The sequence below is a fragment of the Rossellomorea marisflavi genome (genome assembly GCF_022170785.1).
GTDB classification, from domain to species: domain Bacteria; phylum Bacillota; class Bacilli; order Bacillales; family Bacillaceae_B; genus Rossellomorea; species Rossellomorea marisflavi_B.
In genome coordinates, this window is sequence record NZ_CP081870.1 from 2,617,980 (window position 1) to 2,643,550 (window position 25,571).

Annotated in this window: 30 protein-coding genes and 1 other annotated feature; of the genes, 11 read left to right on the top strand and 19 right to left on the bottom strand. The window is 50.0% G+C overall.

Annotated elements, in window-relative coordinates; genetic code table 11:
- Nucleotides 1-55: 55 nt before the first annotated feature.
- The 6 genes from deoB to K6T23_RS13780 form a co-directional block, all read right to left on the bottom strand.
- Entirely contained in the window at nucleotides 56-1,243 is a 1,188-nt protein-coding gene (gene deoB, locus K6T23_RS13755; RefSeq protein WP_238281415.1) for a phosphopentomutase, read from the bottom strand.
- Between the two features lie 187 nt (nucleotides 1,244-1,430).
- Nucleotides 1,431-2,324: a site-specific tyrosine recombinase XerD gene (xerD, locus tag K6T23_RS13760; protein WP_053427755.1), complete on the bottom strand. Its 894-nt coding sequence runs from the start codon at nucleotides 2,322-2,324 to the stop codon at nucleotides 1,431-1,433.
- Nucleotides 2,325-2,330: 6 nt separating this feature from the next.
- Nucleotides 2,331-2,558, bottom strand: a complete 228-nt coding sequence (locus tag K6T23_RS13765) for a YqzK family protein (protein ID WP_048005944.1) — start codon at nucleotides 2,556-2,558, stop codon at nucleotides 2,331-2,333.
- Between the two features lie 150 nt (nucleotides 2,559-2,708).
- Nucleotides 2,709-3,155, bottom strand: a complete 447-nt coding sequence (fur, locus tag K6T23_RS13770) for a ferric iron uptake transcriptional regulator (RefSeq protein WP_048005945.1) — start codon at nucleotides 3,153-3,155, stop codon at nucleotides 2,709-2,711.
- A gap of 111 nt (nucleotides 3,156-3,266) precedes the next feature.
- A complete protein-coding gene (gene spoIIM, locus K6T23_RS13775; protein WP_053426677.1) occupies nucleotides 3,267-3,920 on the bottom strand; it encodes a stage II sporulation protein M in 654 nt (217 codons plus the stop codon).
- Nucleotides 3,921-4,024: 104 nt separating this feature from the next.
- Nucleotides 4,025-4,573, bottom strand: a complete 549-nt coding sequence (locus K6T23_RS13780; protein WP_053426676.1) for an NUDIX hydrolase — start codon at nucleotides 4,571-4,573, stop codon at nucleotides 4,025-4,027.
- Between the two features lie 85 nt (nucleotides 4,574-4,658).
- Between K6T23_RS13780 and mciZ the strand changes: the two genes are divergently transcribed.
- The gene (gene mciZ / locus K6T23_RS13785) at nucleotides 4,659-4,784 is read left to right on the top strand and encodes a Z-ring formation inhibitor MciZ (RefSeq protein ID WP_222115160.1); all 126 of its coding nucleotides are present in this window, start codon (nucleotides 4,659-4,661) and stop codon (nucleotides 4,782-4,784) included.
- Between the two features lie 66 nt (nucleotides 4,785-4,850).
- Nucleotides 4,851-5,771, top strand: a complete 921-nt coding sequence (locus tag K6T23_RS13790) for an aldo/keto reductase (protein ID WP_053426674.1) — start codon at nucleotides 4,851-4,853, stop codon at nucleotides 5,769-5,771.
- 42 nt (nucleotides 5,772-5,813) lie between these two features.
- Here K6T23_RS13790 and K6T23_RS13795 read toward each other — a convergent pair whose 3' ends face one another.
- From K6T23_RS13795 to K6T23_RS13810, 4 genes are all read right to left on the bottom strand, one after another.
- A complete protein-coding gene (locus K6T23_RS13795; protein WP_048005950.1) occupies nucleotides 5,814-6,050 on the bottom strand; it encodes a YqkE family protein in 237 nt (78 codons plus the stop codon).
- A gap of 159 nt (nucleotides 6,051-6,209) precedes the next feature.
- On the bottom strand, nucleotides 6,210-6,872 hold the full coding sequence (locus K6T23_RS13800; RefSeq protein WP_053426673.1) for a CoA transferase subunit B: 663 nt from the start codon (nucleotides 6,870-6,872) through the stop codon (nucleotides 6,210-6,212).
- A 17-nt stretch (nucleotides 6,873-6,889) separates the two neighbouring features.
- Nucleotides 6,890-7,579, bottom strand: a complete 690-nt coding sequence (locus K6T23_RS13805; protein WP_053426672.1) for a CoA transferase subunit A — start codon at nucleotides 7,577-7,579, stop codon at nucleotides 6,890-6,892.
- A gap of 17 nt (nucleotides 7,580-7,596) precedes the next feature.
- Nucleotides 7,597-8,787 (bottom strand): acetyl-CoA C-acetyltransferase, encoded by a 1,191-nt coding sequence (locus K6T23_RS13810; protein ID WP_053426671.1) that lies wholly within the window; start codon nucleotides 8,785-8,787, stop codon nucleotides 7,597-7,599.
- Between the two features lie 169 nt (nucleotides 8,788-8,956).
- Here K6T23_RS13810 and K6T23_RS13815 point away from each other — a divergent pair, with 169 nt between their 5' ends.
- The 4 genes from K6T23_RS13815 (at nucleotide 8,957) to K6T23_RS13830 (ending at nucleotide 12,490) form a co-directional block, all read left to right on the top strand.
- A complete protein-coding gene (locus K6T23_RS13815; protein WP_053426670.1) occupies nucleotides 8,957-9,847 on the top strand; it encodes a hydroxymethylglutaryl-CoA lyase in 891 nt (296 codons plus the stop codon).
- 120 nt (nucleotides 9,848-9,967) lie between these two features.
- Nucleotides 9,968-10,885: an alpha/beta hydrolase gene (locus tag K6T23_RS13820; protein ID WP_079516335.1), complete on the top strand. Its 918-nt coding sequence runs from the start codon at nucleotides 9,968-9,970 to the stop codon at nucleotides 10,883-10,885.
- Nucleotides 10,882-11,787 carry an aminoglycoside phosphotransferase family protein gene (locus tag K6T23_RS13825; protein WP_238281417.1) on the top strand — a complete coding sequence of 302 codons (906 nt, stop codon included), beginning with the start codon at nucleotides 10,882-10,884 and terminating at the stop codon, nucleotides 11,785-11,787. Before K6T23_RS13820 ends, K6T23_RS13825 begins: the two co-directional genes overlap by 4 nt.
- A 19-nt stretch (nucleotides 11,788-11,806) precedes the next feature.
- The gene (locus tag K6T23_RS13830) at nucleotides 11,807-12,490 is read left to right on the top strand and encodes a YjjG family noncanonical pyrimidine nucleotidase (protein ID WP_238281419.1); all 684 of its coding nucleotides are present in this window, start codon (nucleotides 11,807-11,809) and stop codon (nucleotides 12,488-12,490) included.
- 42 nt (nucleotides 12,491-12,532) lie between these two features.
- Here the strand turns inward: K6T23_RS13830 and K6T23_RS13835 are convergent, their stop codons facing one another.
- On the bottom strand, nucleotides 12,533-12,862 hold the full coding sequence (locus K6T23_RS13835; RefSeq protein WP_056535564.1) for an iron-sulfur cluster biosynthesis family protein: 330 nt from the start codon (nucleotides 12,860-12,862) through the stop codon (nucleotides 12,533-12,535).
- A gap of 115 nt (nucleotides 12,863-12,977) precedes the next feature.
- Here K6T23_RS13835 and K6T23_RS13840 point away from each other — a divergent pair, with 115 nt between their 5' ends.
- The gene (locus tag K6T23_RS13840; RefSeq protein ID WP_048005959.1) at nucleotides 12,978-13,193 is read left to right on the top strand and encodes a CDGSH iron-sulfur domain-containing protein; all 216 of its coding nucleotides are present in this window, start codon (nucleotides 12,978-12,980) and stop codon (nucleotides 13,191-13,193) included.
- Here K6T23_RS13840 and K6T23_RS13845 read toward each other — a convergent pair whose 3' ends face one another.
- The 6 genes from K6T23_RS13845 to K6T23_RS13870 form a co-directional block, all read right to left on the bottom strand.
- Nucleotides 13,194-13,526: a YolD-like family protein gene (locus K6T23_RS13845; protein ID WP_056535561.1), complete on the bottom strand. Its 333-nt coding sequence runs from the start codon at nucleotides 13,524-13,526 to the stop codon at nucleotides 13,194-13,196. It abuts the gene before it with no gap.
- A gap of 20 nt (nucleotides 13,527-13,546) precedes the next feature.
- Complete coding sequence (locus K6T23_RS13850; RefSeq protein ID WP_056535558.1) at nucleotides 13,547-14,809, bottom strand: Y-family DNA polymerase; 1,263 nt, start codon at nucleotides 14,807-14,809, stop codon at nucleotides 13,547-13,549.
- A 578-nt stretch (nucleotides 14,810-15,387) separates the two neighbouring features.
- On the bottom strand, nucleotides 15,388-15,939 hold the full coding sequence (locus K6T23_RS13855; RefSeq protein WP_148984528.1) for a ribonuclease FAU-1 family protein: 552 nt from the start codon (nucleotides 15,937-15,939) through the stop codon (nucleotides 15,388-15,390).
- 82 nt (nucleotides 15,940-16,021) lie between these two features.
- Nucleotides 16,022-16,546 carry a DUF3221 domain-containing protein gene (locus K6T23_RS13860; RefSeq protein WP_148984529.1) on the bottom strand — a complete coding sequence of 175 codons (525 nt, stop codon included), beginning with the start codon at nucleotides 16,544-16,546 and terminating at the stop codon, nucleotides 16,022-16,024.
- 141 nt (nucleotides 16,547-16,687) lie between these two features.
- Nucleotides 16,688-17,482, bottom strand: a complete 795-nt coding sequence (locus K6T23_RS13865; protein ID WP_238281422.1) for an SDR family NAD(P)-dependent oxidoreductase — start codon at nucleotides 17,480-17,482, stop codon at nucleotides 16,688-16,690.
- A 14-nt stretch (nucleotides 17,483-17,496) separates the two neighbouring features.
- Complete coding sequence (locus K6T23_RS13870) at nucleotides 17,497-18,444, bottom strand: MBL fold metallo-hydrolase (protein WP_238281424.1); 948 nt, start codon at nucleotides 18,442-18,444, stop codon at nucleotides 17,497-17,499.
- A 189-nt stretch (nucleotides 18,445-18,633) separates the two neighbouring features.
- Nucleotides 18,634-18,843: a binding site (T-box leader), on the top strand.
- A 54-nt stretch (nucleotides 18,844-18,897) separates the two neighbouring features.
- Between K6T23_RS13870 and proC the strand changes: the two genes are divergently transcribed.
- Nucleotides 18,898-19,713 carry a pyrroline-5-carboxylate reductase gene (proC, locus tag K6T23_RS13875; RefSeq protein WP_238281426.1) on the top strand — a complete coding sequence of 272 codons (816 nt, stop codon included), beginning with the start codon at nucleotides 18,898-18,900 and terminating at the stop codon, nucleotides 19,711-19,713.
- 103 nt (nucleotides 19,714-19,816) lie between these two features.
- Nucleotides 19,817-20,833 (top strand): NADPH dehydrogenase NamA, encoded by a 1,017-nt coding sequence (gene namA, locus K6T23_RS13880; protein WP_142245944.1) that lies wholly within the window; start codon nucleotides 19,817-19,819, stop codon nucleotides 20,831-20,833.
- Between the two features lie 106 nt (nucleotides 20,834-20,939).
- Here the strand turns inward: namA and K6T23_RS13885 are convergent, their stop codons facing one another.
- Both K6T23_RS13885 and rnz read right to left on the bottom strand, forming a co-directional pair.
- Nucleotides 20,940-21,692, bottom strand: coding sequence for a GNAT family N-acetyltransferase (locus K6T23_RS13885; protein WP_056535538.1), 753 nt, complete (start codon nucleotides 21,690-21,692; stop codon nucleotides 20,940-20,942).
- The gene (gene rnz, locus K6T23_RS13890; RefSeq protein WP_079516763.1) at nucleotides 21,689-22,630 is read right to left on the bottom strand and encodes a ribonuclease Z; all 942 of its coding nucleotides are present in this window, start codon (nucleotides 22,628-22,630) and stop codon (nucleotides 21,689-21,691) included. Before rnz ends, K6T23_RS13885 begins: the two co-directional genes overlap by 4 nt.
- A gap of 248 nt (nucleotides 22,631-22,878) precedes the next feature.
- Between rnz and zwf the strand changes: the two genes are divergently transcribed.
- Together zwf and K6T23_RS13900 are read left to right on the top strand one after the other, a co-directional pair.
- The gene (gene zwf / locus K6T23_RS13895) at nucleotides 22,879-24,375 is read left to right on the top strand and encodes a glucose-6-phosphate dehydrogenase (RefSeq protein ID WP_142245945.1); all 1,497 of its coding nucleotides are present in this window, start codon (nucleotides 22,879-22,881) and stop codon (nucleotides 24,373-24,375) included.
- 27 nt (nucleotides 24,376-24,402) lie between these two features.
- The gene (locus tag K6T23_RS13900) at nucleotides 24,403-25,023 is read left to right on the top strand and encodes a cyclase family protein (protein ID WP_056535532.1); all 621 of its coding nucleotides are present in this window, start codon (nucleotides 24,403-24,405) and stop codon (nucleotides 25,021-25,023) included.
- The last annotated feature ends 548 nt before the right edge of the window (nucleotides 25,024-25,571 follow it).

The following is a 25,571-nucleotide window of genomic DNA, read 5'->3' on the forward strand; positions in this document are numbered from 1 at the left end:
CTATATTGGTGGCGGCAACTGCTGCCCCGCCATCTACCATTTGACGTGTGGAACCTTATTTAAGTGATGTCAGGAAGCTTTCCCCGAACTTTGGATGTTTCACATTGAAGTTATCGGCAACCGTAGCACCGATATCGGCGAATGTCTTCCTCACAGGAAGCTCTTCACCCTCTCCGCTGAATCGCTTTGAATAAACAAGAAGCGGCACAAATTCACGCGTATGGTCCGTTCCAGGGGCCGTCGGATCATTCCCGTGATCAGCCGTGATAATCAGAAGATCTTCCTCGGTCATTTTCTCAAAAACCTCTGGTAGCCTGGCATCGAATTCTTCCAATGCTTTCCCATAACCTTCAGGATCGCGTCGATGGCCGAACTGGGCGTCAAAGTCGACTAAATTCAGGAAGCTTAAGCCGGTAAACGGCTGGTCCATCGTGCGGAGGAATCCATCCATTCCGTCCATATTGTCCTTTGTCCGAACTGAATCCGTGACCCCTTCCCCGTTATAGATATCCGAGATCTTCCCGATGGCGATCACATCATATCCTGCATCCTTCAGTTCGTTCATGACGGTGCGATTGAATGGTTTCAATGCATAATCATGTCGATTCGATGTTCTTTTGAAAGCACCCGGCTCACCGATGAACGGGCGGGCGATGACACGTCCAACGAGGAATTCATCATCCTTCGTGAGTTCCCTTGCAATTTCACATATGCGGTATTGTTCTTCAATGGGAATGATGTCTTCATGTGCAGCAATCTGAAGGACGGGATCGGCGGATGTGTACACAATCAGGGCACCGGTCTCCATATGTTCTTTCCCCAGCTCATCAATGATGGCCGTTCCGCTTGCAGGTTTATTCCCGATGACGGTCCTGCCCGTTTCCGCCTCCAATTTCTGGAGGAGTTTTTCCGGGAAGCCTTCCGGATAGGTTTTGAACGGCGTATCAATATTCAAGCCCATGATTTCCCAGTGGCCTGTCATCGTGTCTTTCCCTACGGATGCCTCCTGCATTTTCGTGTAGTGGGCAAGGGGCTTTTCAGCCTTGTCGATCCCCTTGATTTCACGGATGTTGCTCAGACCCAGCTTGGCCATATTGGGCATATGAAGCCCATTCATATGTTCCGCGATGTGACCGAGGGTATCGGCCCCTTTATCATTGAACAGGTCCGCATCGGGTGCTTCCCCTATTCCCACTGAATCCATCACAATCAGGTGGACCCTTTTGTATGTATAGCTACTCATATTATCTGCCTCCTGTAAACAACCGTCTTTAAAACGGTTACATTTTCATCAATGCTAGTAGTGTACCCTCTGCCACTGAGCGTGAATCAGAACGATACAACGTCAGAAGTCTGACATCTATATTCTACTTTCCCCTTCAAAAAAATACAAGGGAGATCCCGCAAATTTTGCGGGATCTCCCCCTACCCTAAGCCCTTGGGTGGAATTTCGTATACACATCCTTCAGGCGGGTCTTTGTCACGTGCGTATAGATTTGTGTGGTGGAAATATCGGCATGTCCGAGCATTTCCTGAACCGCCCGCAGATCGGCTCCATTTTCAAGGAGATGCGTGGCGAATGAATGCCGTAATGTATGAGGCGTGAGTTCCTTCTCAATATTGGCCTTTTTCTGTAGGGCCTTGAGATTTTTCCAGAACCCCTGCCTGCTCATCCCGCGGCCATGATGGTTCAGAAAAAGGTGATCATCCCGTTCTCTCCCCGACCTGAGCTTCAGACGAGAATGTTCTAGATAATCCCCGAGTACATTCATGGCCGTCTGGCCTATTGGGATGATCCTTTCCTTATTCCCCTTTCCTATACAGCGGATGAAGCCCATATTGAGGTGAAGATCATCGAGCTTCATACCAATGAGTTCACTTACGCGGATACCCGTTGCGTACAAGAGCTCAAGCATGGCCTTATCCCTCATGCCGAGAGGGGTGGAGGCATCGGGCGCCTCCAGGAGCGCTTCCACCTCGGATAAGCTCAGGATCTTGGGAAGCTTGCGTTCGGTCCGCGGTGTTTCGAGATGGACCGTCGGATCCTGCTCCACGGCCTTCTCCCTTAAAAGGAACTGGTGGAATGAGCGGATCGAAGCGACATGCCTTGCCACAGTCTTCGACGATTTCCCCTGATCACCAAGATGACCGAGGAACTGGACGATGTTCACACGTGACACTTCATTCCAGCCTTCCATCCCTTCTACATTCTTAATATAGAGGGAGTAGCTCTTCAGATCGCGCTTGTAGGAATCGATCGTGTTCTTCGAAAGCCCTTTTTCCACTGTTAAGAAATGCATGTAATCTTCTATATGGTCTTCCAACATCCATTACTCCCCGTTCGTATAAAAAAATAATAATCGATCATACCAGTGTGCTTCCTCGTCTGCAACCGCCGAGGAAACTTTCACGGCCGACCCCTCCGGTTCATCGTATCGGTGATAACCTTCGTATTCTTCACCGATCCACATGATGCCATAATAAAAAAGGATCGTCGATCCCGTAAAAAGGATAAACACCTTCAGCGTCTGCCAGATCATCCGGACTCCTTTACCCATCTTCCATCCTCCCCGTCATCTATTAATACAAGCTATGACGGTTTTCCTTCATTTTATACCTGAACGGATGAAAGTTTAGGCGGTTTCCCGGCAAAAAGCCCCGAAGATTATGTATATCGCATGCTTGCGACGGGATCCCCGGGGCTTCGATTACTCTTCATTATCCTGGCATCTTGAGCAAATGCCATGAAAGGTCAATCTGTGGTCTTTTATTTTAAACTTCCAGTCACGTTCCACAATGTTTTCAACGTCTTCCAATAGATCTTCCTGAATTTCATCCACTGCTCCACATTCAATGCATACGAGATGATGATGGAAGTGGGCAGCTCCTTCTTGGCGAAGATCATAACGTGATACTCCATCGCCAAAGTTGATTTTATCCACAATTTTCAGCTCGGACAACAGCTCCAGGGTGCGGTACACCGTGGCAAGTCCGATTTCCGGAGATTTTTCCTTAACGAGGAGGTATACATCTTCGGCACTGAGGTGGTCTTCTTCATGTTCGAGCAGCACCCGCACAGTCGCTTCACGCTGGGGTGTAAGCTTGTAACTGGCTGAGTGAAGGTGCTTTTTGATTCGTTCGATACGGCTTTCCATGGTCCCTTCCTCCCCCGTCAATATCTAGTTTATTATAACAAAAAGGGAGGAATAAGCAAAATAAAATTATTACAAACAAAAAAGTAGAATGATTCTTATATAAGAATGGATTTACTTGATTTTTGAAATAACCGTTTCCATCAGACTCGGAGAAAGGTACGCCTCCACTCCCGCTGCCACCGTAATGACAGCGATGGCTGCCACAAGGAATACCACGTATCGTGAAAAGAACGGGATCATGGGCAACTGCATGGACGTTTGTCCCCTCATGAAAATCTTCCTGATCAACGTGATGGAAAAACTTGCGCTCACTGCTCCTATGAAGATGAAAGCCGGGATGATGATGATGTTTTGTGGAAGGATGCTGACGAATGACAGCAGGAAGCCACTCCAGCCCATCTGGTTCACGAGAAAGCCTACGGAAAAACCGACCACGACCCCCTTCATGAACACGAGAACGAAGATCAGCGGAAGTCCGATGATCGAAATCCCGAGCAACCAAAGGATGCCAAGCGACTTCACATTATGAAGGAAGCTTTGCCTGAACATATCTTCGGAAGAAGTCATCCTCCCCCCTTCTATCTCGGTGAAGAATTTCCCCAGATAAAGATACAGATCTTCTTTCTGGGCGAAAGACAGGGAATTGACGACGATGGCACCGAAGATCACACCCATGAGGAATAATGTGATCATGAATAAATAGATCGAGGAATGGGCTTGTACATGTTGGATTAGTGGATTGGATTGGGAAAATTTTTTACGCATCACTGTGGTCCTCCTAGACATCGATTACTAATCTATATGAGGGAGCACCCAGACATATGACAAGATCCCTCCCGGATGACCGAAAGGGACCTGTATGGAAAGGATCAGCGCGCTGCCGCCTGTAGTTCAAGATACTGAATGGCGTACGCCGTCTTGGCGTCATAGATTTTCTTTTCCTTCATGAGTGCCTTCGCTTCCTCCAGCCCCACTTCCAAGAGCTCGACGAATTCATCTTCATCCGGCCCCTTCGCATCTTCCATTTTATACAGATCCTTTGCGACGTACAGATGCACTAGTTCATCAGCGAATCCCGGGGAAGTGTAGAAGGAAATCAAATGCTCAAGCTTTCCGCATCCATATCCCGTTTCTTCTTCAAGCTCCCTCTCTGCTGTAAGGGCAGGCTCTTCACCAGGCTCAAGCTTACCTGCAGGGATTTCAATAATGGCTTTCTCCAAGGCTTTGCGGTACTGCTCGACCATGACGATCTTTCCTTCTTCCGTGAGGGCGATTACTGCCACCGCGCCAGGATGCTTGATCAGTTCACGTTTGGAGGTCTTTCCGTTCGGGAGCTCCACTTCATCAATCTGAAGGTTGATGATCTTTCCTTCGTATACGGTTTCCGACTGGATCGTTTTTTCTTCGAATTTACTCATTTGCGACTCTCCTGTTCTTTCAACGCTGGATTCTTCATACATTCTACCATACTTCCGAATCGGGGTGGAATCCTTGGAGATTCTGGTGGATAAAGATCGTGTCATCCTTAAAGGCAAGGCGTGGGAGATCAGAAGGAAGTTGAAGGAATACAGTCTCCGGTTCGATACGGTCCATGATTGGATCAAAGCGATGCATTCCGAGTCCCGTTAATTGTTTATCCCGTCCCCCATCCGTTAATATAATAGAGGAAAGAGTATCGGAAGGGATGGATGAATAGTGGATAAGAGAGAACTTGGAAACTCCGGTCTATATGTATCAAAACTCGGACTCGGATGCATGTCCCTCGGGACGGAGGAACAATCGGCGGTGGAGATCGTCCGCTATGCACTGGACCATGGCGTGAACTATCTAGATACCGCCGATTTATATGATTTTGGACAGAATGAAAAAATTGTGGGACAAGCCTTGAAGGGGCGCAGGGACCAAGTAATCCTCGCGACCAAAGTCGGGAACCGCTGGGACGATGTGGATGATGGGTGGCGCTGGGATCCTTCCAAAAGCTACATAGAGAAAGCCGTAAAGGACAGCCTTCGCCGCCTGGGTGTCGACTATATCGATCTGTATCAGCTTCACGGTGGCACGATTGAAGACCCTTATGAAGAAGCCATCGAGGCTTTTGAAACGCTGAAAAAAGAAGGCTTGATCCGGGCGTATGGAATTTCGTCCATCCGTCCGAATGTGATCAAACGTTTCCTTTCACACGCCGATATTCAGAGCATCATGATGCAGTACAGCCTCCTCGACCGCCGCCCTGAAGAATGGATGCCCCTCCTTGAGGAGCATGGTGCAAGCATTGTGGCGAGAGGGCCCCTTGCCAAAGGGATGCTTTCAGAGCGGATGCTGGCAAAAGCCTCGGAGAACGTCAGGGAGAAGGGCTATCTGGACTATTCTTACGGTGAACTGGAACAAACGCTTTCGTCCATTAAAGAGAGACTGGACTCTAGAAGCATGAATGAACTTGCCCTTCAGTACGTGCTCTCCCACCCGTCGGTCGCTTCGGTCATCGCAGGAGCAAGCTCAAAGGAGCAGCTCGCTCAAAACATCGACGCGGTGAATGCTGATCCGCTCACGGATGAAGAAGTCAAGCTCCTGAAGGATTTGACCACATCTTCTAGATATGATGCCCATAGGGACTGATCCATAGGAAAGGGACGGCTATCCATAGCCGTCCCTTTCTCTTTATCCTCGATCTTTGAACTCTTTCCAATTCATGCTGCTCTCATTCAAGAGCTCCTCGAAGCTTTTATTCTTTTCCCGACGCTTTTGCTCTTCTGCCTTCAAGCGCCGTTCTTCGGCTTTCTTGTCGGCCTCTTCGTTCTCAAGCTCCTGCTTCTTATGTTTAAGCTGCTCGAATAGATCGGCATTGATGGAATGTTTGAGCGTCAGTTCTGCTTCCTGTTTCTTTTTCTTTGACATCTCGATCCCTCCCCACCCCTTAGTTATAAAACGTCCGACCTCATAAGTCCACTATCTTGCAACAATTCGTTCAGGAAAAGGGAGTTCGGGTGTCAATTAAAAAAAGACCGGGTATCGAAAACCCGGTCTTCCTAATCCACGACTCTCTTTCATGCGGAATCAATAGGCCTCAAGCTTCACATCATCATGGACGATGAGGTCCGCAGCCGTTGATGACTTGATGTCGTCCACGCTGAACCCGTTGGCCACTTCCCGGAGAACCAGCCCTTCATCTGTGACGTCCATCACGGCACGATCGGTGATGATGCGATCCACGACGCCCCTGCCTGTAAGCGGAAGGGTGCATTCCTTGAGGATCTTGCTCTCCCCGCTCTTATTCACGTGCTCCATGATGACGATGATGCGTTTTGCCCCGTGGACAAGGTCCATGGCTCCGCCCATCCCTTTGATCATCTTGCCGGGGATCATCCAGTTGGCGAGATCACCATTTTCCGCCACTTCCATTCCACCGAGGATGGCGATATTGATATGTCCTCCCCGGATCATGGCGAAGGACTCCGCACTATCAAAGTAAGCTGACCCGGGAATGGCCGTCACGGTTTCTTTCCCTGCGTTGATGAGATCTGCATCTACTTCCTCTTCTGTCGGATACGGTCCTATACCGAGTAATCCATTCTCTGATTGAAGGACCACCTGTTTATTCTCCGTGATGTAGTTGGCTACGAGCGTCGGCATCCCGATGCCCAGGTTGACGTAGAAGCCATCCTCGATTTCTTTTTCCGCACGTCTGGCAATCCGCTCCCTCATACTTCCTCGATCCATTTCCTCCACTCCCTTTCTTATGATTTTACCGTTCTCCGCTCGATCCGCTTTTCTTGATCGGCTTGAATGAGCCGTTGGACGTATACGCTCGGCGTATGGACCTCCGCCGGGTTCATGCTGCCCGTTTCCACAAGCTCTTCCACCTCGGCGATGGTCACCTTACCGGCAGCGGCAATCATAGGATTGAAGTTTTGGGCGGTTTTATTGTAGATGAGATTCCCCATCTTATCTCCCTTCCAAGCACGGACAAGTGAAAAATCGGCGGTGTAGGCCTCCTCGAGGAGGTATTCCTTCCCATTGAAGGTGCGCGTCTCCTTGCCTTCTGCCACGGGGGTACCGACGCCTGCCGGAGTGTAGAATGCCGGGATGCCGGCTCCGCCCGCACGGATTTTCTCAGCAAGGGTCCCCTGCGGGACGAGCTCTACTTCCAGCTCTCCAGAAAGGACCTGACGTTCGAACTCTTTATTCTCGCCTACATACGAACCGATCATCTTGTCGATCTGTTTGTTCTTCAATAGTAAGCCTAGTCCCCAGTCATCCACCCCGCAGTTATTCGAGATGACAGTCAGGTTCTTGACGCCTTTTTTTTCAAGGGCCAGGATCAATTTCTCCGGGATCCCACACAGGCCGAAGCCTCCTACCATCAATGTGGCCCCGTCCTGGATATCGGCCACAGCTTCATCATACGATGTGTATACGGTTTTCATCTCGTTCCCTCCTTATTCTATTGATTCAGCTCAACGATCGTCGCGACGCCCTGTCCTCCACCGATGCAAAGCGTGGCAAGACCGTGGGTGACATTTCTCTTCTTCATCTCGTGAATGAGGGTCACAAGGATCCTGGTCCCGCTCGCACCGATCGGGTGGCCGAGGGCAATCGCCCCACCATTCACATTCAGGCACTCCTTATCGAAATGAAGCTCTTTATCAACAGCGAGCGATTGGGCCGCGAAGGCTTCATTCGCTTCGACGAGCCCCATATCTTCAAGGCTCATCCCTGTCTTCTCCATAACCTTCTTCACCGCCGAAACCGGTCCGATCCCCATCACACTCGGATCGACGCCTGCACTGGCATTCCCTTTGATCACGACAAGGGGGCTGATTCCGAGCTCATCCGCCTTCTTCTTCGACATGACCACCACTGCTGCTGCACCGTCGTTTATTCCCGATGCGTTTCCTGCCGTGACCGTCCCCTCTTTTTTGAAGGCCGGACGGAGCTTGGATAGTCCTTCGGCCGTCGAGCCTTTCCTCGGAAACTCATCCTGACGGAATACGACTGCTTCCCCTTTTCGCTGCGGAATCTCCACCGGTACGATTTCATCGTCGAATCTTCCTTCTTCGATGGCTGACACAGCTTTTTGCTGACTCCATGCGGCGAATTCATCCTGCTCTTCCCTCGTCAACCCATACCGATCACACAGATTCTCAGCCGTGACGCCCATATGGTAATCATTGAAGGCACACCAGAGGCCATCAGAAATCATGCTGTCGACCACTTTTTGATCCCCCATCTTATAGCCGTCCCTTGCCCCTTTTAATAAATAGGGGGCCATGCTCATATTCTCCATCCCTCCGGCAACGACGATATCCGCATCCCCCGCAAGGATGGCCTGCGTTGCCAGGTGGACGGTTTTAAGGCCGGAGCCGCATACTTTATTGATGGTCATGGCGGGGACGGTTTCCGGCAGTCCCGCCTTGATGGAAGCCTGACGTGCTGGGTTCTGCCCAAGGCCGGCCTGAAGCACATTCCCCATGATCACTTCATCAACCTGATCGGGATTCACCCCCGCTTTATTCAATGCTTCTTTGATCACAATGGCGCCAAGGTCCGGCGCCGATACGCCCTTCAGTGAACCGTTGAATGTCCCGATTGCTGTCCGGACTGCACTGACGATGACTACTTCATTCGACATCATTCTTCCTCCCTTTCTTACAATCTGGTGTGTTTTTAAGAGAGTTCGACCATAAAAACATTCCCATCATACAGTTTTCGATGAAAGCGCTTAAAACCCTCTAAATTTGACGAAAAATTTTTAGTTGATTTATATATTAGAATATTTCTACAATAGAAGCAGGAGGGAGATTATGAAACTACCTAAACAAGTGACCATCATCGAAGTCGGTCCCCGGGACGGACTTCAAAACGAACAGAACTTTGTACCGACTGAAGTAAAAGCCGCCTTCATCCGAAAGCTCAAGGCAGCAGGGATCAAGGAGATGGAGCTGACTTCATTCGTTTCCCCGAAATGGGTGCCACAGATGCGTGACGCATATGATATTGTGGAAAACTGTCTGACGGAGGATTCTCGTGACATCGTATTGGCACCGAACCGGAAAGGGGTCGAACGCGTCTATGAAACAGGATGCCGTGCCATCGCCGTATTCGTGGGCGTGAGCTCGGGGTTCAATCGGAAGAATATCAACAAGTCGACGGAGGAGGCCTTGGAGGAGACCTTGCCTCTGGTCAAGGAAATGAAGGAACGGAACTATTTCGTCCGTGCCTGCATCTCGACGGCATTTCACTGTCCGTATGAAGGGAAAGTTGATCCCTATGAGACCCTTGCCATCTGTAAGGCGTTCCGTGATGCCGGGGTGGATGAATTGAGCGTCGCGGATACAATCGGGCAAGCCAATCCCCTCGAGGCATTCTCCCTCTTTTCCCTGTTGAAGCGTGAATTGCCCGACGTGCTCATGACGGCGCATTTCCATGACACACGGAAGATGGCCCTGCCCAACATCCTCGCTTCCATGCAGGCAGGCGTCACCAGGTTCGATGCATCGGCAGGTGGTCTCGGAGGTTGTCCTTTCGCACCGGGTGCAACAGGAAATGTTGCAACGGAGGACGTCGTCTACATGCTGGACTCCATGGGGATCTCCACCGGGATTGATCTTGAAAAACTGACCGGGGCCATTCGGGAGGTCTCTTCCCACATTTCACGAAAAATTGAAAGCGGTTACTATAATCTGAGTCTTTGATATCCTTTTAGCGCTCCCTTTGGGTGGCGCTCTTTTTTTATCTGTGGAGTGCTCTCCGTTTCTCTTTTCAGCCCGATTTGCTACTATGGAAGAAAATGATGTTTCGAGGTGAGCCATGAGATGAAGAAGAAGTTAGCCGTACTGGGAGGCGCCGTCTCCACATTGGGCCTGCTCGGCCTCTACATAACCAACCGCTTCATGTATTTGCCGAAAAAAGATGAGAAGGACATTTACGAACGGGAGATCGAGGCAAACCGCCTGATCGAACGTGAATACAATACCCTTCCGAAAGAGGAGGTCACCATCACCTCTCCCTTCGGTTATTCCATCAACGCCGTTTTCATCACCCCGTATCCAGAGGGCAAATTCATGATCTTCTGCCACGGTGTGACGGAGAACAGATGGAACTCAGTGAAGTATATGAATCTATTCCTAAAGAGGGGTTACAATGCCGTCATCTATGACCATCGACGCCATGGGAAGTCCGGCGGGAAATCGACGAGCTATGGATATTATGAGAAGCAAGATCTGAAGGCCGTGGTGGACGAGTTGATCCGTCGCGAAGGAGAAGATATCCAATTCGGGATCCACGGGGAATCCATGGGGGCCGCTACCCTCCTTCTATATGCAGGGAGCGTCGAGGACAGAGCAGACTTCTATATCGCGGATTGTCCTTATTCCGACTTCGGCCAGCAGCTGACCTACCGGATGAGCGCAGAGGCGAAGCTTCCATCCAAAGCGGTCCTCCCCCTCATCAACGGGATGCTGAAGCTTCGGGAAGGCTATACCTTGAAGGACATCGCGCCACTTGCCGTCGTGGACCGGATCAAAAAACCCATCCTCTTCATCCATAGTGCCGATGATGATTTCATCCTGCCCCGCATGACAGAGGAGCTTTTCGAAAAGAAAAAGGGGCCCAAGCAACTATACATGGATTTCAAAGGCGCACACGCCCAATCATATAATGATAATCCAGAGAAATATGAAGAGGTCATCGACGAGTTCCTCCACCATTTCACCGGAGGCGGCACATCATGATCCCTAAGGAATTTGCTGAAAGGATGGTGACCATGCACGGGGAGCGTGGTCCGGAATGGATTCACCGTACGGAAGAGCTGCTCGCCTCCATCAAGGAAGAACGCAATCTCACATACGGGGAACCATTCGACCTCAGCTACCATTTCGTCGTCCCTGCATCTGATGGCAATCACGACTACGTGTTGAAGACAGGGTTTCCCGGTCAGGAATTCACCCATGAATACCTGGCTCTCAAAGCCTTTGAAGGGCCGGGTGTGGTCAAGTTGATAGAAGGCAAACCGGAAGAAGGCTGGATGCTCCTTAATCTTGTAAAGCCCGGAACCCCTCTCTACACCATAAAGGAGGAAGCGGACGTGCTCGGCATCTGGTCTGAATGCGCATGTGCGCTTTGGCGTCAGCTTCCAGACGACGATGCAGATTTCCCGACGGTCTCAGATTGGTCTAGGGGCCTCTCCAGGCTCCGTGAGCGCTACAGTGGAGGAACCGGCCCCATACCGGAGTATTTGCTTGAAAAGGCTGAAACCCTTTTCCCCGAGTTGCTTTCAACAGCCGGTCCCCTTTATCTTTTACACGGTGATCTGCATCACGGCAATATCCTGCATTCAGACAAGGACGGCTGGACCGTCATCGATCCGAAAGGACTGATCGGAGAGCGGGAATATGACTGCATCCAGTTCATGCTCAATCATTGGCAGGACCACCCGGAACCCCTTTCGCTCCTCGCTTTGAGGGCCGGGACGCTTGCATCTTCCCTTTCCCTTTCCTACGGGAGACTGATCCGCTATGGTCTTTGCCACGCTATACTCTCTGCCAGCTGGTGCACGGAAGACGGCGTCGGCGACCCATCCAACGGCATTGAACTGGCCAAACTATTCGACACACTCATCCAAGACGAACACTGACAGAAGGAGACACGACATCATGACATTCTATAAGACTTTATTTTTTGACGTGGACGACACGCTACTGGACTTTAAAGCAGCAGAAGAAGAGGCCATCACCCTTCTCTTCACGGAACATGGGATACCCCTTACGGAAGAGACAAGGACCCGTTATTCAATCATCAATCAATCACTGTGGCGAGACCATGAACAAGGAAGATTGGATCGGGATATGCTGCTCAACACCCGATTCTCTCTCTTCTTCAAGGAACTCGGACAAGAAGTCGATGGAAAGGCTCTCGGCGAACAGTATCGCTCCTATCTTGAAAAGGGGGATAAGCTCATGGACGGCGCCCTTGAAACCATCACAGCCCTGAAGGAAAATCACGATCTTTACATCGTCACTAACGGGGTATCGAAAACTCAATATAAGCGCCTCACTTCTTCCGGGCTTCATCCCTTATTCCTAGAAACCTTCGTATCCGAAGACACCGGCTATCAAAAGCCGATGAAAGAATTCTTCGACCACGTCTTTGCACGGATCCCGGGCCTTGACCGGTCAGCGAGCCTCATCATCGGCGACTCCTTGACGGCAGATATCCAAGGGGGATCCATGAGTGGGATCGATACCTGCTGGTACAACCCTTCCGATAAGCCGAATGACAGCGGAATCGTGCCTACCTATGAAATTCGCGACCTCCGGGAGCTTCTGAAGCTTCTATAAAAAACGCCCCGCATCCTCTTGAAGGATACGGGGCGTTTCGTTTCATTCCGGGAACAACACAAAGTTCATTCGTCCGTTGATGATCTGACCGGGGCTTTTCAGTTGGAAGGTGTTGCTTGAAGGTGAAAAGTCAATTTTCAGCTGTTCGTCAAGGAAGACCATCTTGGACTTCTCCACAAGGATGGGACCTTCATTCGTTTCGATCACAAGATCCTCGCCTTCTACCGGTTCATGTACATACCAAAGCGTCGGAATCCCGCTGACAACACACCCGCATCCCTCTGTGTCATATTTTAATTTTAAATGGCCTTCCCGGCCGGAAATTTTCTGATTGATGATTTCACTTGCTTTTTCGGTCCACTCGATTTTCATCTTGTCTGCCTCCTTTACCCTTCCATACTATCATAGTTGGAGAAGACGTATTGCAATTTCGGCTCAGTCCCTATACTATCAAAGAGATTACACGATTTTGAAAGGGTGGATTATGATGTCAAAAGCACAGATCAAAGTGAACGATAACGGGTCTTTCCGGGTCAGCGGGGATGTCGAACTCGTAGATGCCGACGGAAATGTATTCCCAACCAAACCAGTCTTCACCCTATGCCGATGCGGCATGTCTGCGAATATGCCGTTTTGCGACGCCTCCCACAAAGGGAAGTTCGATTCCTGCGTGCGCGCCGAAAAAGTCCTGGACGAGGAATAATCACTCATCGATCCGGATATCTGCTATGTCAGCTAGCCGGATCGCATGGACCTCACCGAAACGATCCACTACACGAAGCTTCCCCTCAAGGGAATCTGCGTGCTGAATTTCCCCGATGAGGAGACGGTGCTGCTTCCTTTCATAATGAGTAATCATCACACTCCTGCTATATTCCATCGCTTCTGTCACCACTTCATTCATCATTTCGAACTCCTGTTCATCGAGCTCCCTCCGCTTTTCAAATGAGTCTTCCTCCGCCCAGTCCCTAAGCATTTTCACATGCTCGGGAAGCATCATCGATGTCCACTTGATTTTCCCACGATCGCGAATCATTCCGTTCACCTCTCATTCCTTTACGATTTGTGACCGCCGACCAGCTTGGCCCGGTGGCGTGCCGTACCGGCCGCCGTGTAGGATACCGCCCTCAGAAGGGATGAAGATCCATATTTACTCCGGATCCCGTCCACCACATAGCCGAGTCTTTTCAGTTCCGGACGCTTCAAGTCGAAAAGCGACATTTGAAGCGGGCCATCTTCCACGATATTGGATAACGTAATGGATAATTTCCGGACGGTTCTTCCGCTGTAATTCTCTTCGAACAGTTCCAGGCAGGTCCGGTAAATTTCCATCGTGATGTTTGTCGGCTCTTCCACCGTCCTGGAACGGTGGAATCCACCGCCGAATTCTTCATGACTGTATCCGAGGCCGAAGCTGATGGTCCTTCCCGCCTTTTTATGGGAACGGGCGCGCCGGGCAACCTCCTCGCACATCTCCAGGATGACATGTTTGATTTCTTCCTTCTCTTTATAATCCCGAAGCAGGATCTGACCTTTACCGAAGCTCACCTGTCCATCCATGATGGGGGCCCCGATTTCTGACAGGTCGACTCCCCATGCATGGTGGTAGAGCTGATTTCCCATGATCCCGAATTTCGCTTCAAGTTTCCCGAGCTCATATTGGGCAAGCTGGCCCACCGAAAAGATCCCCATTCGGTTCAGCGTTTTTTCAAGGCGTTTGCCAATCCCCCACATCTCGCTCAAAGGAGAAAGCGGCCATAATTTATCCGGGACATCTTCATACGTCCACTCTGCGATCCCCTTGGATTTTGCATCAAGGTCAAGACAAAGCTTGGCCAGGAGCATATTCGGTCCGATCCCGATAGCACATGGAAGCTGAAACTCCCTCTCCATGTCATCCTGGATCTTACGGGCGACTTCCTCCGCTCCGCCCCACAGTCCCATTGCCCCATCGATCTTGATGAAACTCTCATCCACACTGTACGTATGAATGGCCTCCTTCGGGACGTAACGGTGGAACAGCTTCGTGATCTCCATGGATATCCGGACATAGGTCGCCATCTTCGGCTCCACCAGGCATATCCGGTCGTCCCGGGGAATTTCGTACATCCTCGCCCCGGTCTTGATCCCAAAATCCTGCTTCAGCTTCGGTGAAGCAGCCAGCACGATGCTCCCCTGACGGCTTTGATCGCCGACGACCGCCAGATAGCAATCCAGTGGATCCAATCCCATCATCACAGCCGAACAACTGGCATAGAAGCTCTTCATATCGATGCACAAGATCTTTTGATGCGGAAGCCCGCTGTAATCGACACTCATCTCTCCCACCCCCAAACCAGAACATCCGTTCCACATAGTATATGATGATTGTATACGAATATACGTTCCTATTTCAACAAAAATTATTGGTAAAAAGAAAAGCGGAGGCGGGTCGGGCTGAGGCGACAAGCATAAGACGGAGAACCCAGAAAGGCGTTCTTGGCCTTTTTGGGTTCTTTGGCTTATGACCTCGAGCCTCAACCCGCCGGAGCTGGACAAAGAAAAGCGGAGGGGGCTTGCTCTGAGGCGACAAGCATAAGGCAAAGGCACCGGAAAGGCGTTCTTGGCCTTTTTGGGGGCTTTGACTTATGACCTCGAGCCTCAAGCCCTCGGAGCTGGACAAAGAAAAGCGGAGGCGGGTCGGGCTGAGGCGACAAGCATAAGACAGAGAACCCGGAAAGGCGTTCTGTGCCTTTTTGGGTTCTCTGGCTTATGACCTCGAGCCTCAAGCCCCCGGAGCTGGAAAAAGAAAAGCGGAGGCGGGTCGGGCTGAGGCGACAAGCAAAAAGCAAAGAACCCAGAAAGGGTCCTTACCCTTTTTGGGTTCTTCGCTTTTCGACCTCGAACTTCCACCGCACTCAGCAGCTATTGTCCTTAAGGAAAGCAGAAAGCCTGACGCGATCCTCTACCGCCTGTTTCAATAAACTGAACTGCCCGAGGATCACGGCATCCTCTATTCTTTTCAGTACGATCCAAGCTTGATCATAGACATCCTTGTCGATGATACCGGATTCCATGGCATCATCAAGTTCATCCGCATCGAGGATTTCCCTTTCACCGGTAGGCAGCACCACCAGGTCAAGGTATAGGTCGTCCATCCAGGGCACCCCGTCCTCCTGACCCGTTCCCCGGCAAACGTCGATGTACCACTGAACGATTTCCCCTTCTCCATTGAACATCGTCGTAAGAGTGTAAGCACCGTGGGATGGAAAATGTTGAAGCCACTGATACCCATTGTCCACAAGGCACACTCTCCGCTCTCCATAGCTTTTCCAAAGCGGCTCTCCCACTTCCTTCATCTCTACCAGCGTAATGTCTCCTTCGAAACCTTCCCGTTTGACAGAGGTCATGGCATACCGCTTTGTCAAAACCCGTTTCCACCCTCTACGATCGCCAAATTTCCTTTTCATCCTGCACTTCTCCCCTATACTGAAAATACCCTTTTTTCCTATGAAACGTAAAAGGATCGGTCACAGTGACCGATCCTCCCAATCAATTTGCAACAGGCCGCGCAGGAACCATCACCCGCTCATGCTGAAGATTCACCACGACCTTCACGTCCATTCCGATGGAAGGGTCCGTGAACCGCACATCATAAACCCCCGGCACCTCCTTGGTGACAGAACGAAGCATCACTTCTGAAAATCTCGGATCTTGGAGGACGAGACGGACGGCATGGCACTCCTTCATACTCCCCTCATCGGAAAGGAGGCTCATTTTTTCCGCCTCCGCCCTGCGCGGATGAGACTCGGATATCTCACCGTCTGCTTCTACCTTGACTTTGTCCCCGAGACCTACATCCTCTAGCGGGATTTCATCCCCGTTCCCATTTATCACGACTGTCTCTTGTACAGAAAACCATATATCATTGATTAAAAGTTCTTTTGCTTCCACCTGGGTGACAAAGCCTATGTATGATCCACTGGACTGTCTATGTTCCACCGCGTTCCCCATTCCGCAGCCGGTCAACAGGACCATGGCGGTGACAAGCATCACAGCGATCGTATAATTCTTCATAGACTCCCTCCCCTCCCTACTTTAGACGGATGAGCAGGGGAAAAGGTTTCATGAAAAATGAAAATTCCGAATAAAAAGACCGACTATTGGTTCCGTTTACAGTTTGAGTGAATTTCCTGACCAAGGTGGGAAAGAACCCGATCATTTTTTGAAAAAGAATCGATTCCCGACGGTTTCGATCAGGCCTGGGGACAGCTGGTAGAACAAACTTCCTGCGTTCATCCATCGCGGAAGATTGATTTCCCTCCTGGAAGTGAACAAAGCATGAATCACTTTATCTGCTACTTTATCTGGGTTCAGCATGAACTTTTCGACATTTTTCACATAGGTGCCCGACTCATCCGCAATGGTAAAGAAGTCGGTGGCAATCGGACCCGGATTGACAGCCGTCACCAATACGCCGTACCTCTTTGCTTCCATCCTCAGACCGTTCGTGAAGCCGAGGACCGCATGCTTCGACGCCGAGTAGGCACTTGATTTGGGCGAAGCGAACTTCCCTGCCTGGGAAGCGATGTTGACAATATGACCATAGCCCTGCTCCTTCATGATCGGCAAGACTTCGCCGGTGCAGGCCATCAGTCCCAGGACGTTGACATCGATCATCCCCTTTACTTCCTCAAATGATACCTCATGGGCTTCTTTGAAGATTCCGAAGCCTGCATTATTGATCAACACATGGATAGGACCGAACTCTGCCTTGATTTCCTTGAATGCCTTTGCTACTGCTTCGTGGTCCCGTACATCAAGGGGATAGCCCACTACCTTGACACCATATTGATCCCGAAGTTTTGCGGCCAACCCTTCGATGAGTGGGGTTCGGCGTGCGATGAGGGCAAGATTCGCGCCGGACTCGGCTGCCCTAATCGCCATCCTCTCCCCGATTCCCCCGGAGGCACCGGTGATGATGATGGTTTTTCCTTGTATCTTAGAATTCATTGAGACTCCCTCGCTTAAGAAAAATAGTAGTACACCCCATGTTGTATCTCTACTTTTATTCTATCCGATGCCTCAAGATAATCAAGCTGCCCGATTGTTTCGGATAAAGTGAGACCGAGCTCCTTCTTGTACACGGCAGGGAACAGCCTTTTGCAGATCTCGAAGGCCGTCATGGGGCGGGCCTGGATCATCGTCTGGACAGAAGCGGCCCGTTCTTCCTGCTTCCGCTTCCTTCTGACGATGAGTCCCTGTACATCCCGGACGTCCTCTCCGTGCCCTGTATATGCCACCGAAACCGGCAATTTTGTCAGTTTATCGAGGGATTCATTATACTGCAGCATGGGCTTCGGCCTTCCCCCACCATTGAATAATGGTTCAATCAACGGGTTCGGGGAAATATGCGCCAGGATGTGGTCGCCGGCGATGAGGGTACCATCCTCCTCACGATAAAATGACAGGTGACTCTGAGCATGTCCAGGGGTACCGATGATCGTCCAGCCTGAAAGACCGGGCAATTCTCCCCCTTCTTCTACACAGCGGTCAAGGGGACGATTCCCCATCAGGGTAAGAAGATGTTCAAACGATGTGATCTTCGAAAGGATTTCTTCATCGACCCCCGATTCCCGGGCAAGGTTGAAAAAGAACGTAGCGTACTCGTCAAGAAAATCCGCATCCCTGTGCAGCCAGTGACGGTTATACGGATGGCCGATGATTTCCACCGAAGGGGCGAATCGTTCAACCATGCCTGCATGATCTGGATGATGATGGGTCAATACCACCTGATCGATGTCCTCAAGCTCATATCCCGCTTCACCTATCTGTGCATTCAAGCGCACCCACGCTTCTTCCGTAAGAGGGCCCACATCAACTAGAGTCAATGCGTCGCCTTTCACTAGATAAACATTCACATCCCCTACAGCATACGGGGTGGGTAAAGTGATTTTGGTTATGGTATCCTTCAATGTCTTTCACCTACAGTTAGATAATTTATTGGACCGGATGACTTCAGCAAACCCGCGAAAATGAATGGCCCTTCATTTTAGTGTACCTTGTAATCTTGCCCGTGTCATTTTTCTTTTTTCAGAATAAACTGAAATAAACCCTTGACAGACGGGTTGCCTATCGAAGATAATCACCTATAATACGAATCGGCCAAAGCGATGAGAAGGACCAGTAGCATGCTGACGATGCAAGAGAGCGGTATTCACCGGCTGCAAGATACCGCCATCCCCTCTGCATGCGAACCTACCTTTCGAGCGTCTTTAATAAAGAACGTGTTCCAGCGTTATTGGAAAATGAGTGTGCCCGCTTATCGGGCAAAACAAGGTGGTACCACGGGAGCAGATCCTTTCGTCCTTTTTCTGGATGAAGGGTCTGTTTTTTTATTTTTGTACACTCAGGAGGGGAATGAATAGATGAACACATTATTTATTGGAGCAGGCTCGATGGCTTGTGCGTTGATGAGAGGGGCATTGAAATCCGGGGCGTTGAAAAAAGAAGATACGTACGCGCTCAATCGTTCGAATGACGTGCGCATGAAGGAACTTGATCAATGGTTCGGGGTGTCGAGACCAGGTGGTGGCGAATCATTTGACCTGGTGGTACTCGCCATGAAACCGAAGGATTTTGACGAAGCGGCAGATGTGATCCGGAACCATCTGTCCAGCAAAACGGTCATCCTGTCGGTACTCGCAGGAATTCCGGTCTCTTATATTCGCGAAAAGCTCGGGTTCCACGGGGGGATCGCCCGGGCCATGCCGAATACGAGTGCCGCCCTTGGGAAATCAGCGACCGCCGTGACCCTTGATCGCTTTGACGATCGAGTCATGAAAGAGGCCGTCGTGCACCTGCTAGACTCGGTGGGTCTGACCGTGGAAGTGGAAGAACATCAGCTCGACCTTATCACCGCCTTATCGGGGAGCGGCCCGGCCTATGTTTACTATATGGCGGAAATGATGCAGGCAACGGCCGTTGAACTCGGCCTTCCATCGGAGCTTGCGCGGGATTTGACCATCCGGACGATCACCGGCGCAGGGGCCATGCTTGAAGAATCGGGACTGGACGCCGAGGAGCTGAGGAAGAATGTCACGAGCCCTGGCGGGACGACGGAAGCAGGAATCGAGGCGTTGAAGGCACACGGGGTGGAACACGCCATGTTCGAGTGCATATCTTCCGCACGCAATCGCTCGGAGGAACTTGGCAGGCAGCTCATCAGGACAGAAAAGGACTGAAGCATCCCGGAGCAGATTTCTTTCCCATCCTCATGCCGCGTTGATATAATCTTGTGCATCGGGAAAAATAAAATCCTGAATTGGCAGAATGGAGGGAAAAGAATTGAATCGAAAACTATTTCAACCATATACGATCAAGAATGTAGAATTGAAAAACCGCATCGTCATGGCGCCGATGTGCATGTACTCTTCCCATAATGAAGACGGAAAGATTGAAAACTGGCACCGCACGCACTACACAAGCAGGGCTGTAGGAGGAGCGGGGCTGATCATACAGGAAGCTACCGCCGTCACACCTCAGGGCCGCATCTCCCCTCAAGATCTTGGAATCTGGAGTGATGATCACCTTGATGGCCTGACGGAGCTTGTCACTCTCATGAAGGAACAAGGGGCCAAAACCGGCATCCAACTTGCCCACGCCGGAAGGAAAGCCGTACTTGAAGGGGATATCCTCGCACCGTCCGCCATCGCCTTCAACGACGACATGAAAACGCCTGTTGCCATGACGATCGAACAGATCAACGAAACGGTCACAGCGTTCATACATGGTGCTGAAAGAGCCAGAAAAGCCGGATTCGATGTGATTGAAATCCATGGCGCCCACGGCTATCTCGTCAACGAGTTCCTATCCCCCCTCTCCAATAGGCGGGAAGATGAATACGGAGGGAGCGCAGAAAACCGCTACCGCTTCCTGAAGGAAATCATCGACGGGGTCAAAACCGTATGGGACGGTCCCCTCTTCGTCCGTGTGTCGGCGAAGGATTACCATGAGGACGGCCTCGACGTGGATGATTATATCATCTTCTCCAAATGGATGAAGGAGCAGGGAGTCGACCTTATCGATGTCAGCTCCGGAGCCGTTGTTCCGGCACGGATTCCTGTCTTCCCCGGCTACCAGGTGAAACCGGCCGAACGCATCAAGCATGAGGCCGACATCGATACAGGTGCTGTTGGACTGATTACCTCGGGTCTTCAGGCAGAAGAGATCCTTCAGAATGAGCGCGCTGATCTCATCCTTCTCGGAAGGGAGCTGCTTCGGGATCCATATTGGCCGCGTACGGCAGCAAAAGAACTCGGTCACGAGATCACCCCACCCGTTCAATATGAACGTGGATGGTAAGGCATACGCAAACCAAGGAGGGCATGTCATCGACATGTCCCTTCCTTTTGTCTCCGCTCACTCAGAAAAACCGGTTTTCCTTTGGAGGGAAGCCGGTTTTTCTGGATTATTCGGTGTAGATCTTTTGGATTTCATATTGAAAACCCTGATACCGGTAATTTTGCTTTTGATACATCTCCCGGGGTGTATCTTCCCCGTCCGCTACAAGGATCACGGTGCGATCCGGATACAGCTCCATAACCTTTTGCTGCAGTCTGGAAGCTATCCCTTTTTTGCGATAATCTTCATGAACCATGAGGCCGTCGATTTCAGCCGTCCCCTCTTTCAGGATCACGTCGACCGACCCTGCAGGATGTCCTTTGTAATAGGCGAGGAGCTGGGTAACGTGGTCATCTTCGAAATGTTGTCGGTGAACGGCCACCTTTCCTTTGGCAAATGATTCACCGTAGATCAGATCCTGTTCATATTGAAACACAAGGTAATCGTCGAGGTCGCTGATGACTTCAACCCTTATATCAGGATCTTCCTCCATCCGGGGGAAATCGTTCGGGTGGATCGCGTACAACTCTGTGAAGCTGATCTCAAATCCCTTGGACGCCAGATGATCAGACAATCCGTCAATCGGCTTTTTATTCTCAGGGAGGTGGAACTTCACATGCTTTTGTCCCCTTGCGGCATGATAGTCTTTCAAGTAATCCGCCGTTTCCCTGAATTCCTCGAGGCGGGGCGCCCGCAAAAATTCAATATAATTGCTGCTGTACCTTTCAAGGAACTCCTGGTCATGGACATGTTTGTAAAGTTCATTTTCTTTCACTAATCGTCCATCGCGATGGATGTTTTTATAGGTGATATGCGTCATGATTGTTCCTCCATTGATTTCCGCGGTACGGTGAATTCCAACAGGTCATGGGCCATCATGGTTTCAGGGAAGATGACTTTTGCTTCCTGTTCCAGTTCCGGCCATGCTTCTTTCGCGTAGCGCGACGATATATGCGTCAGGAAGAGAGCCCTTGCCCCGGCATCACGAGCCGTAGCCGCTGCCTGTGCAGTGGTGGAGTGGAAATAATCCCTCGCCATCTTCTCCTGATCCTTGTTAAACGTGGCTTCATGAATGAGAAGGTCTGCCGATTCAGCGAGTGCCCTTGAATTCGGACAGACCCGGGTGTCACCGAGTATGCTTACGGTGCGGCCCGGGACAGGGGGACCAAGGAAATCCGTTCCATTGATGACCCTGCCATCTTCAAGGGTCACAGTCTCACCTGCCTTCAATCGTTTGTATATCGGACCGGGTGCGACCCCTGCCTCCCTCAGACGCTCGACCTGAAGGACACCTGGTGCATCCTTCTCCGTGATCCTGAACCCGAAGGATTCAATTCCGTGATCGAGCTTTCGGGCTACAACGGTGAATTGGTCATCACTGAAAATGATCCCTTCCCCGATTTCCACCACATGGAGGGGGTAGCGAAGATGGGTCTTGCTGACGGACAGGGAAACCTCGATGAACGATTTGATCCCTGTCGGTCCGTAAACCGTGAGGGGGCTCTCCCCTCCTTGGAAAGACCTGCTGCCTAGGAAGCCCGGGAGCCCGAATATATGATCACCGTGCAAATGCGAGATGAAGATCTTTTCGATCCTTCTCGGCCTGATATTCGTATGTAAGATTTGATGCTGTGTAGCTTCTCCACAATCAAAAAGCCAGATTGCGCCCCTTTCTTCCAATAGCTTAAGGGCAACGCTTGATACATTACGGAATTTGGCGGGCACACCTGCACCCGTCCCTAGAAATTGCACATCCACGTTCTTCACCTCTATGTATTCTGTCCTTTCATCATAGCACATCTTTCCCTGTCCTTTTAGTAGTGGATATCGGAAAAGATCCAATCTTTCATACTTTTATCAAATTGAGCCATTCTAATCAAAGGAGCTCCTGCAGTCAGGCAAAAGACTTGCTTAATGAAGAATTAGTTTTTACAATGAAATCATTGTACAAAAGAGGAAGTACCATGCCGGATTTACCGGCAAAAAGATAAAGTGAGGTCATGACATTGAATAATCAGCAAACACCATCTTCTCTCATTACGATTTTCGGGGCGACTGGTGATCTAGCCAAGAGGAAATTATATCCATCCCTTTATCATTTATTTACAAAAGGAAAGATCTCCAAGCACTTTGCCGTCATCGGCATCGGGCGTAGGGAATGGTCGAACGAAACCTTCCAGGAGCACGTAAGAACCTCTGTACATAACGCAATCGGAAGTAATGAAAACATAGAAGAGTTTGTATCCCATTTTTATTATCAGGCTCATGATGTATCAAGCGATGAATCCTACAGGGAATTGAAAACCCTCTCGGATCAGCTGGATGAACAGTATCAGCTTGAAGGAAATCGCATCTTCTATCTCGCCATGGCACCTGAATTCTTCGGTACCATCACGGAGCAGCTCAAGAAGCAAGGCGTTACGGATGCAAAAGGTTTCCAACGACTTGTGATCGAGAAACCATTCGGTCACGATCTTCCGTCTGCTGAAGCACTGAATAAACAGATCCGCGAATCCTTCTCTGAAGACCAGATCTATCGCATCGATCATTATCTCGGTAAGGAAATGGTTCAAAATATCGAAGTTATCCGTTTCGCCAATGCCATGTTCGAACCACTCTGGAATAACCGCTACATCTCAAACATCCAAGTCACTTCTTCGGAAGAGCTAGGGGTGGAGGATCGCGGCCGGTACTACGAGAAAAGTGGAGCGCTCCGAGACATGGTGCAGAATCACTTGATCCAGATGGTGGCCCTCCTTGCCATGGAACCGCCAATCAAGCTGACTACCGATGAGATCCGCAGCGAGAAGGTCCGCGTTCTTCGCTCCCTACGTCCTATAGAAGGCGAAGAAGTGAAAGACTACTTCGTACGCGGTCAGTACGGACCAGGGAAAATGCACGAACAAGCTGTACCGGGCTACCGGGAAGCAGACAATGTGGATGATGAGTCCAACACGGAAACATTCGTGGCAGGTAAACTGATGATCGATAACTTCCGCTGGGCAGGTGTGCCATTCTATATCAGAACGGGCAAGCGCATGGAAACAAAATCGACGAAAATCGTCGTACAATTCAAAGATATCCCGATGAATCTTTACTACAATCCAGGGAAACCACTTGCGCCGAACCTTTTGGTGATCCATATTCAACCTGAAGAGGGCATCACCCTTCACCTCAACGTTAAGAAAACCGGTCAGGATATTGAAACGACTCCTGTCAAATTGAATTTTGCCAACCACGACTTGGATGGCATCAATACACCGGAAGCTTACGAAAAATTACTTCATGACTGCCTGAGGGGCGATGCGACGAACTTCACCCTATGGGACGAAGTGAAATTGTCCTGGGCATTTGTTGACAAGATCTCTGAAATTTGGGAATCTACTCAACAGGAAGACTTTCCTAACTACCCTGCCGGCTCCATGGGTCCAAAAGCAGCAGACGAGCTATTGGACAAAGATGGTTTCAACTGGTGGCCGATAGGGAAACTTGATGTAGAATAACAAAGATACTTGAAGGGTGAGGAAACAATGAAGATCTATGACGTAACTGCTCCAATCCACAGCGATATGCCGGTATATAAAAACAAGCCGGAGAAAAAGCCGTCCATCAAGACCGATACAAACGGACACGTAACGGAATCACGCATCTCCATCGACCTACATACCGGTACACATGTTGATGCTCCCCTCCATATGTTCAACGAAGGGGAAACAATCGAAACGATCGATATCAAACAGCTCGTCAGACCGGTGAAAGTATTCGATTTGACAGATGCAGAAGAAAATATTTCGTACGAGGATATCAAGGACCTCGCCATCGAAGAAAATGATTTTGTCATCTTCAAGACGAAGAACTCATGGGATGAAGAGTTCAACTTTGAATTCATCTATGTAGCAGCAGATGCCGCCAAGCACCTTGCAGAGAAGAAGATTGCAGGTGTCGCCATCGATGCGCTCGGCATCGAACGTGCCCAGGAAGGTCATCCGACTCACCGCACATTGATGGGGAATGGAGTGATCATCATGGAAGGTCTCCGACTCAAAGACATTGAAGCGGGCCAATACTTCATGGTTGCAGCTCCCCTCAACGTACAGAAAACCGATGCTTCTCCTGCAAGGGTCCTCTTGTTTGATGAAATGATCGGATAAGCAAAACACTAAAAAAGGTACCAAATCCATCAGATTTGGTACCTTTTTTGTATAAATCATTATTCAAATATATAGTAACCCACACATAACATGCATAGGGCTAAACTAATCAGTATTAAAAAAAGCTTTCTTATATACCACGGAAACAGATGAATCACATACATGATGATTTCCCCTATAATACTCCCGGAATCGGCATTTGACAATTCACTTTGATAAAACTCTTTACTCTTGACTGAGAAAAAAATCAGGCTTAGAAAAGAGAAAGCTGCTAATACCATCATTAGAATATCCATATAGACTCCTCTGTCACCCCTCATTTCACCTGACGATAGCCCGTGTGGTTGTGCGATTCGTTAACAACACACGAACAAGCTCATATTATCATACTAAATTTTAGCTTAGTGATAAAGGCAAAAGAAAAAACGTTGTGACAACAAGATACTGGAAGTTCCACTCTCCATTTTTGATGGACTGCATGATGGAATCCTTCCTTTCCTGCTATGTTCCAAGCCTATCATCATATCTTAAGAGAAATGCGTTGTACT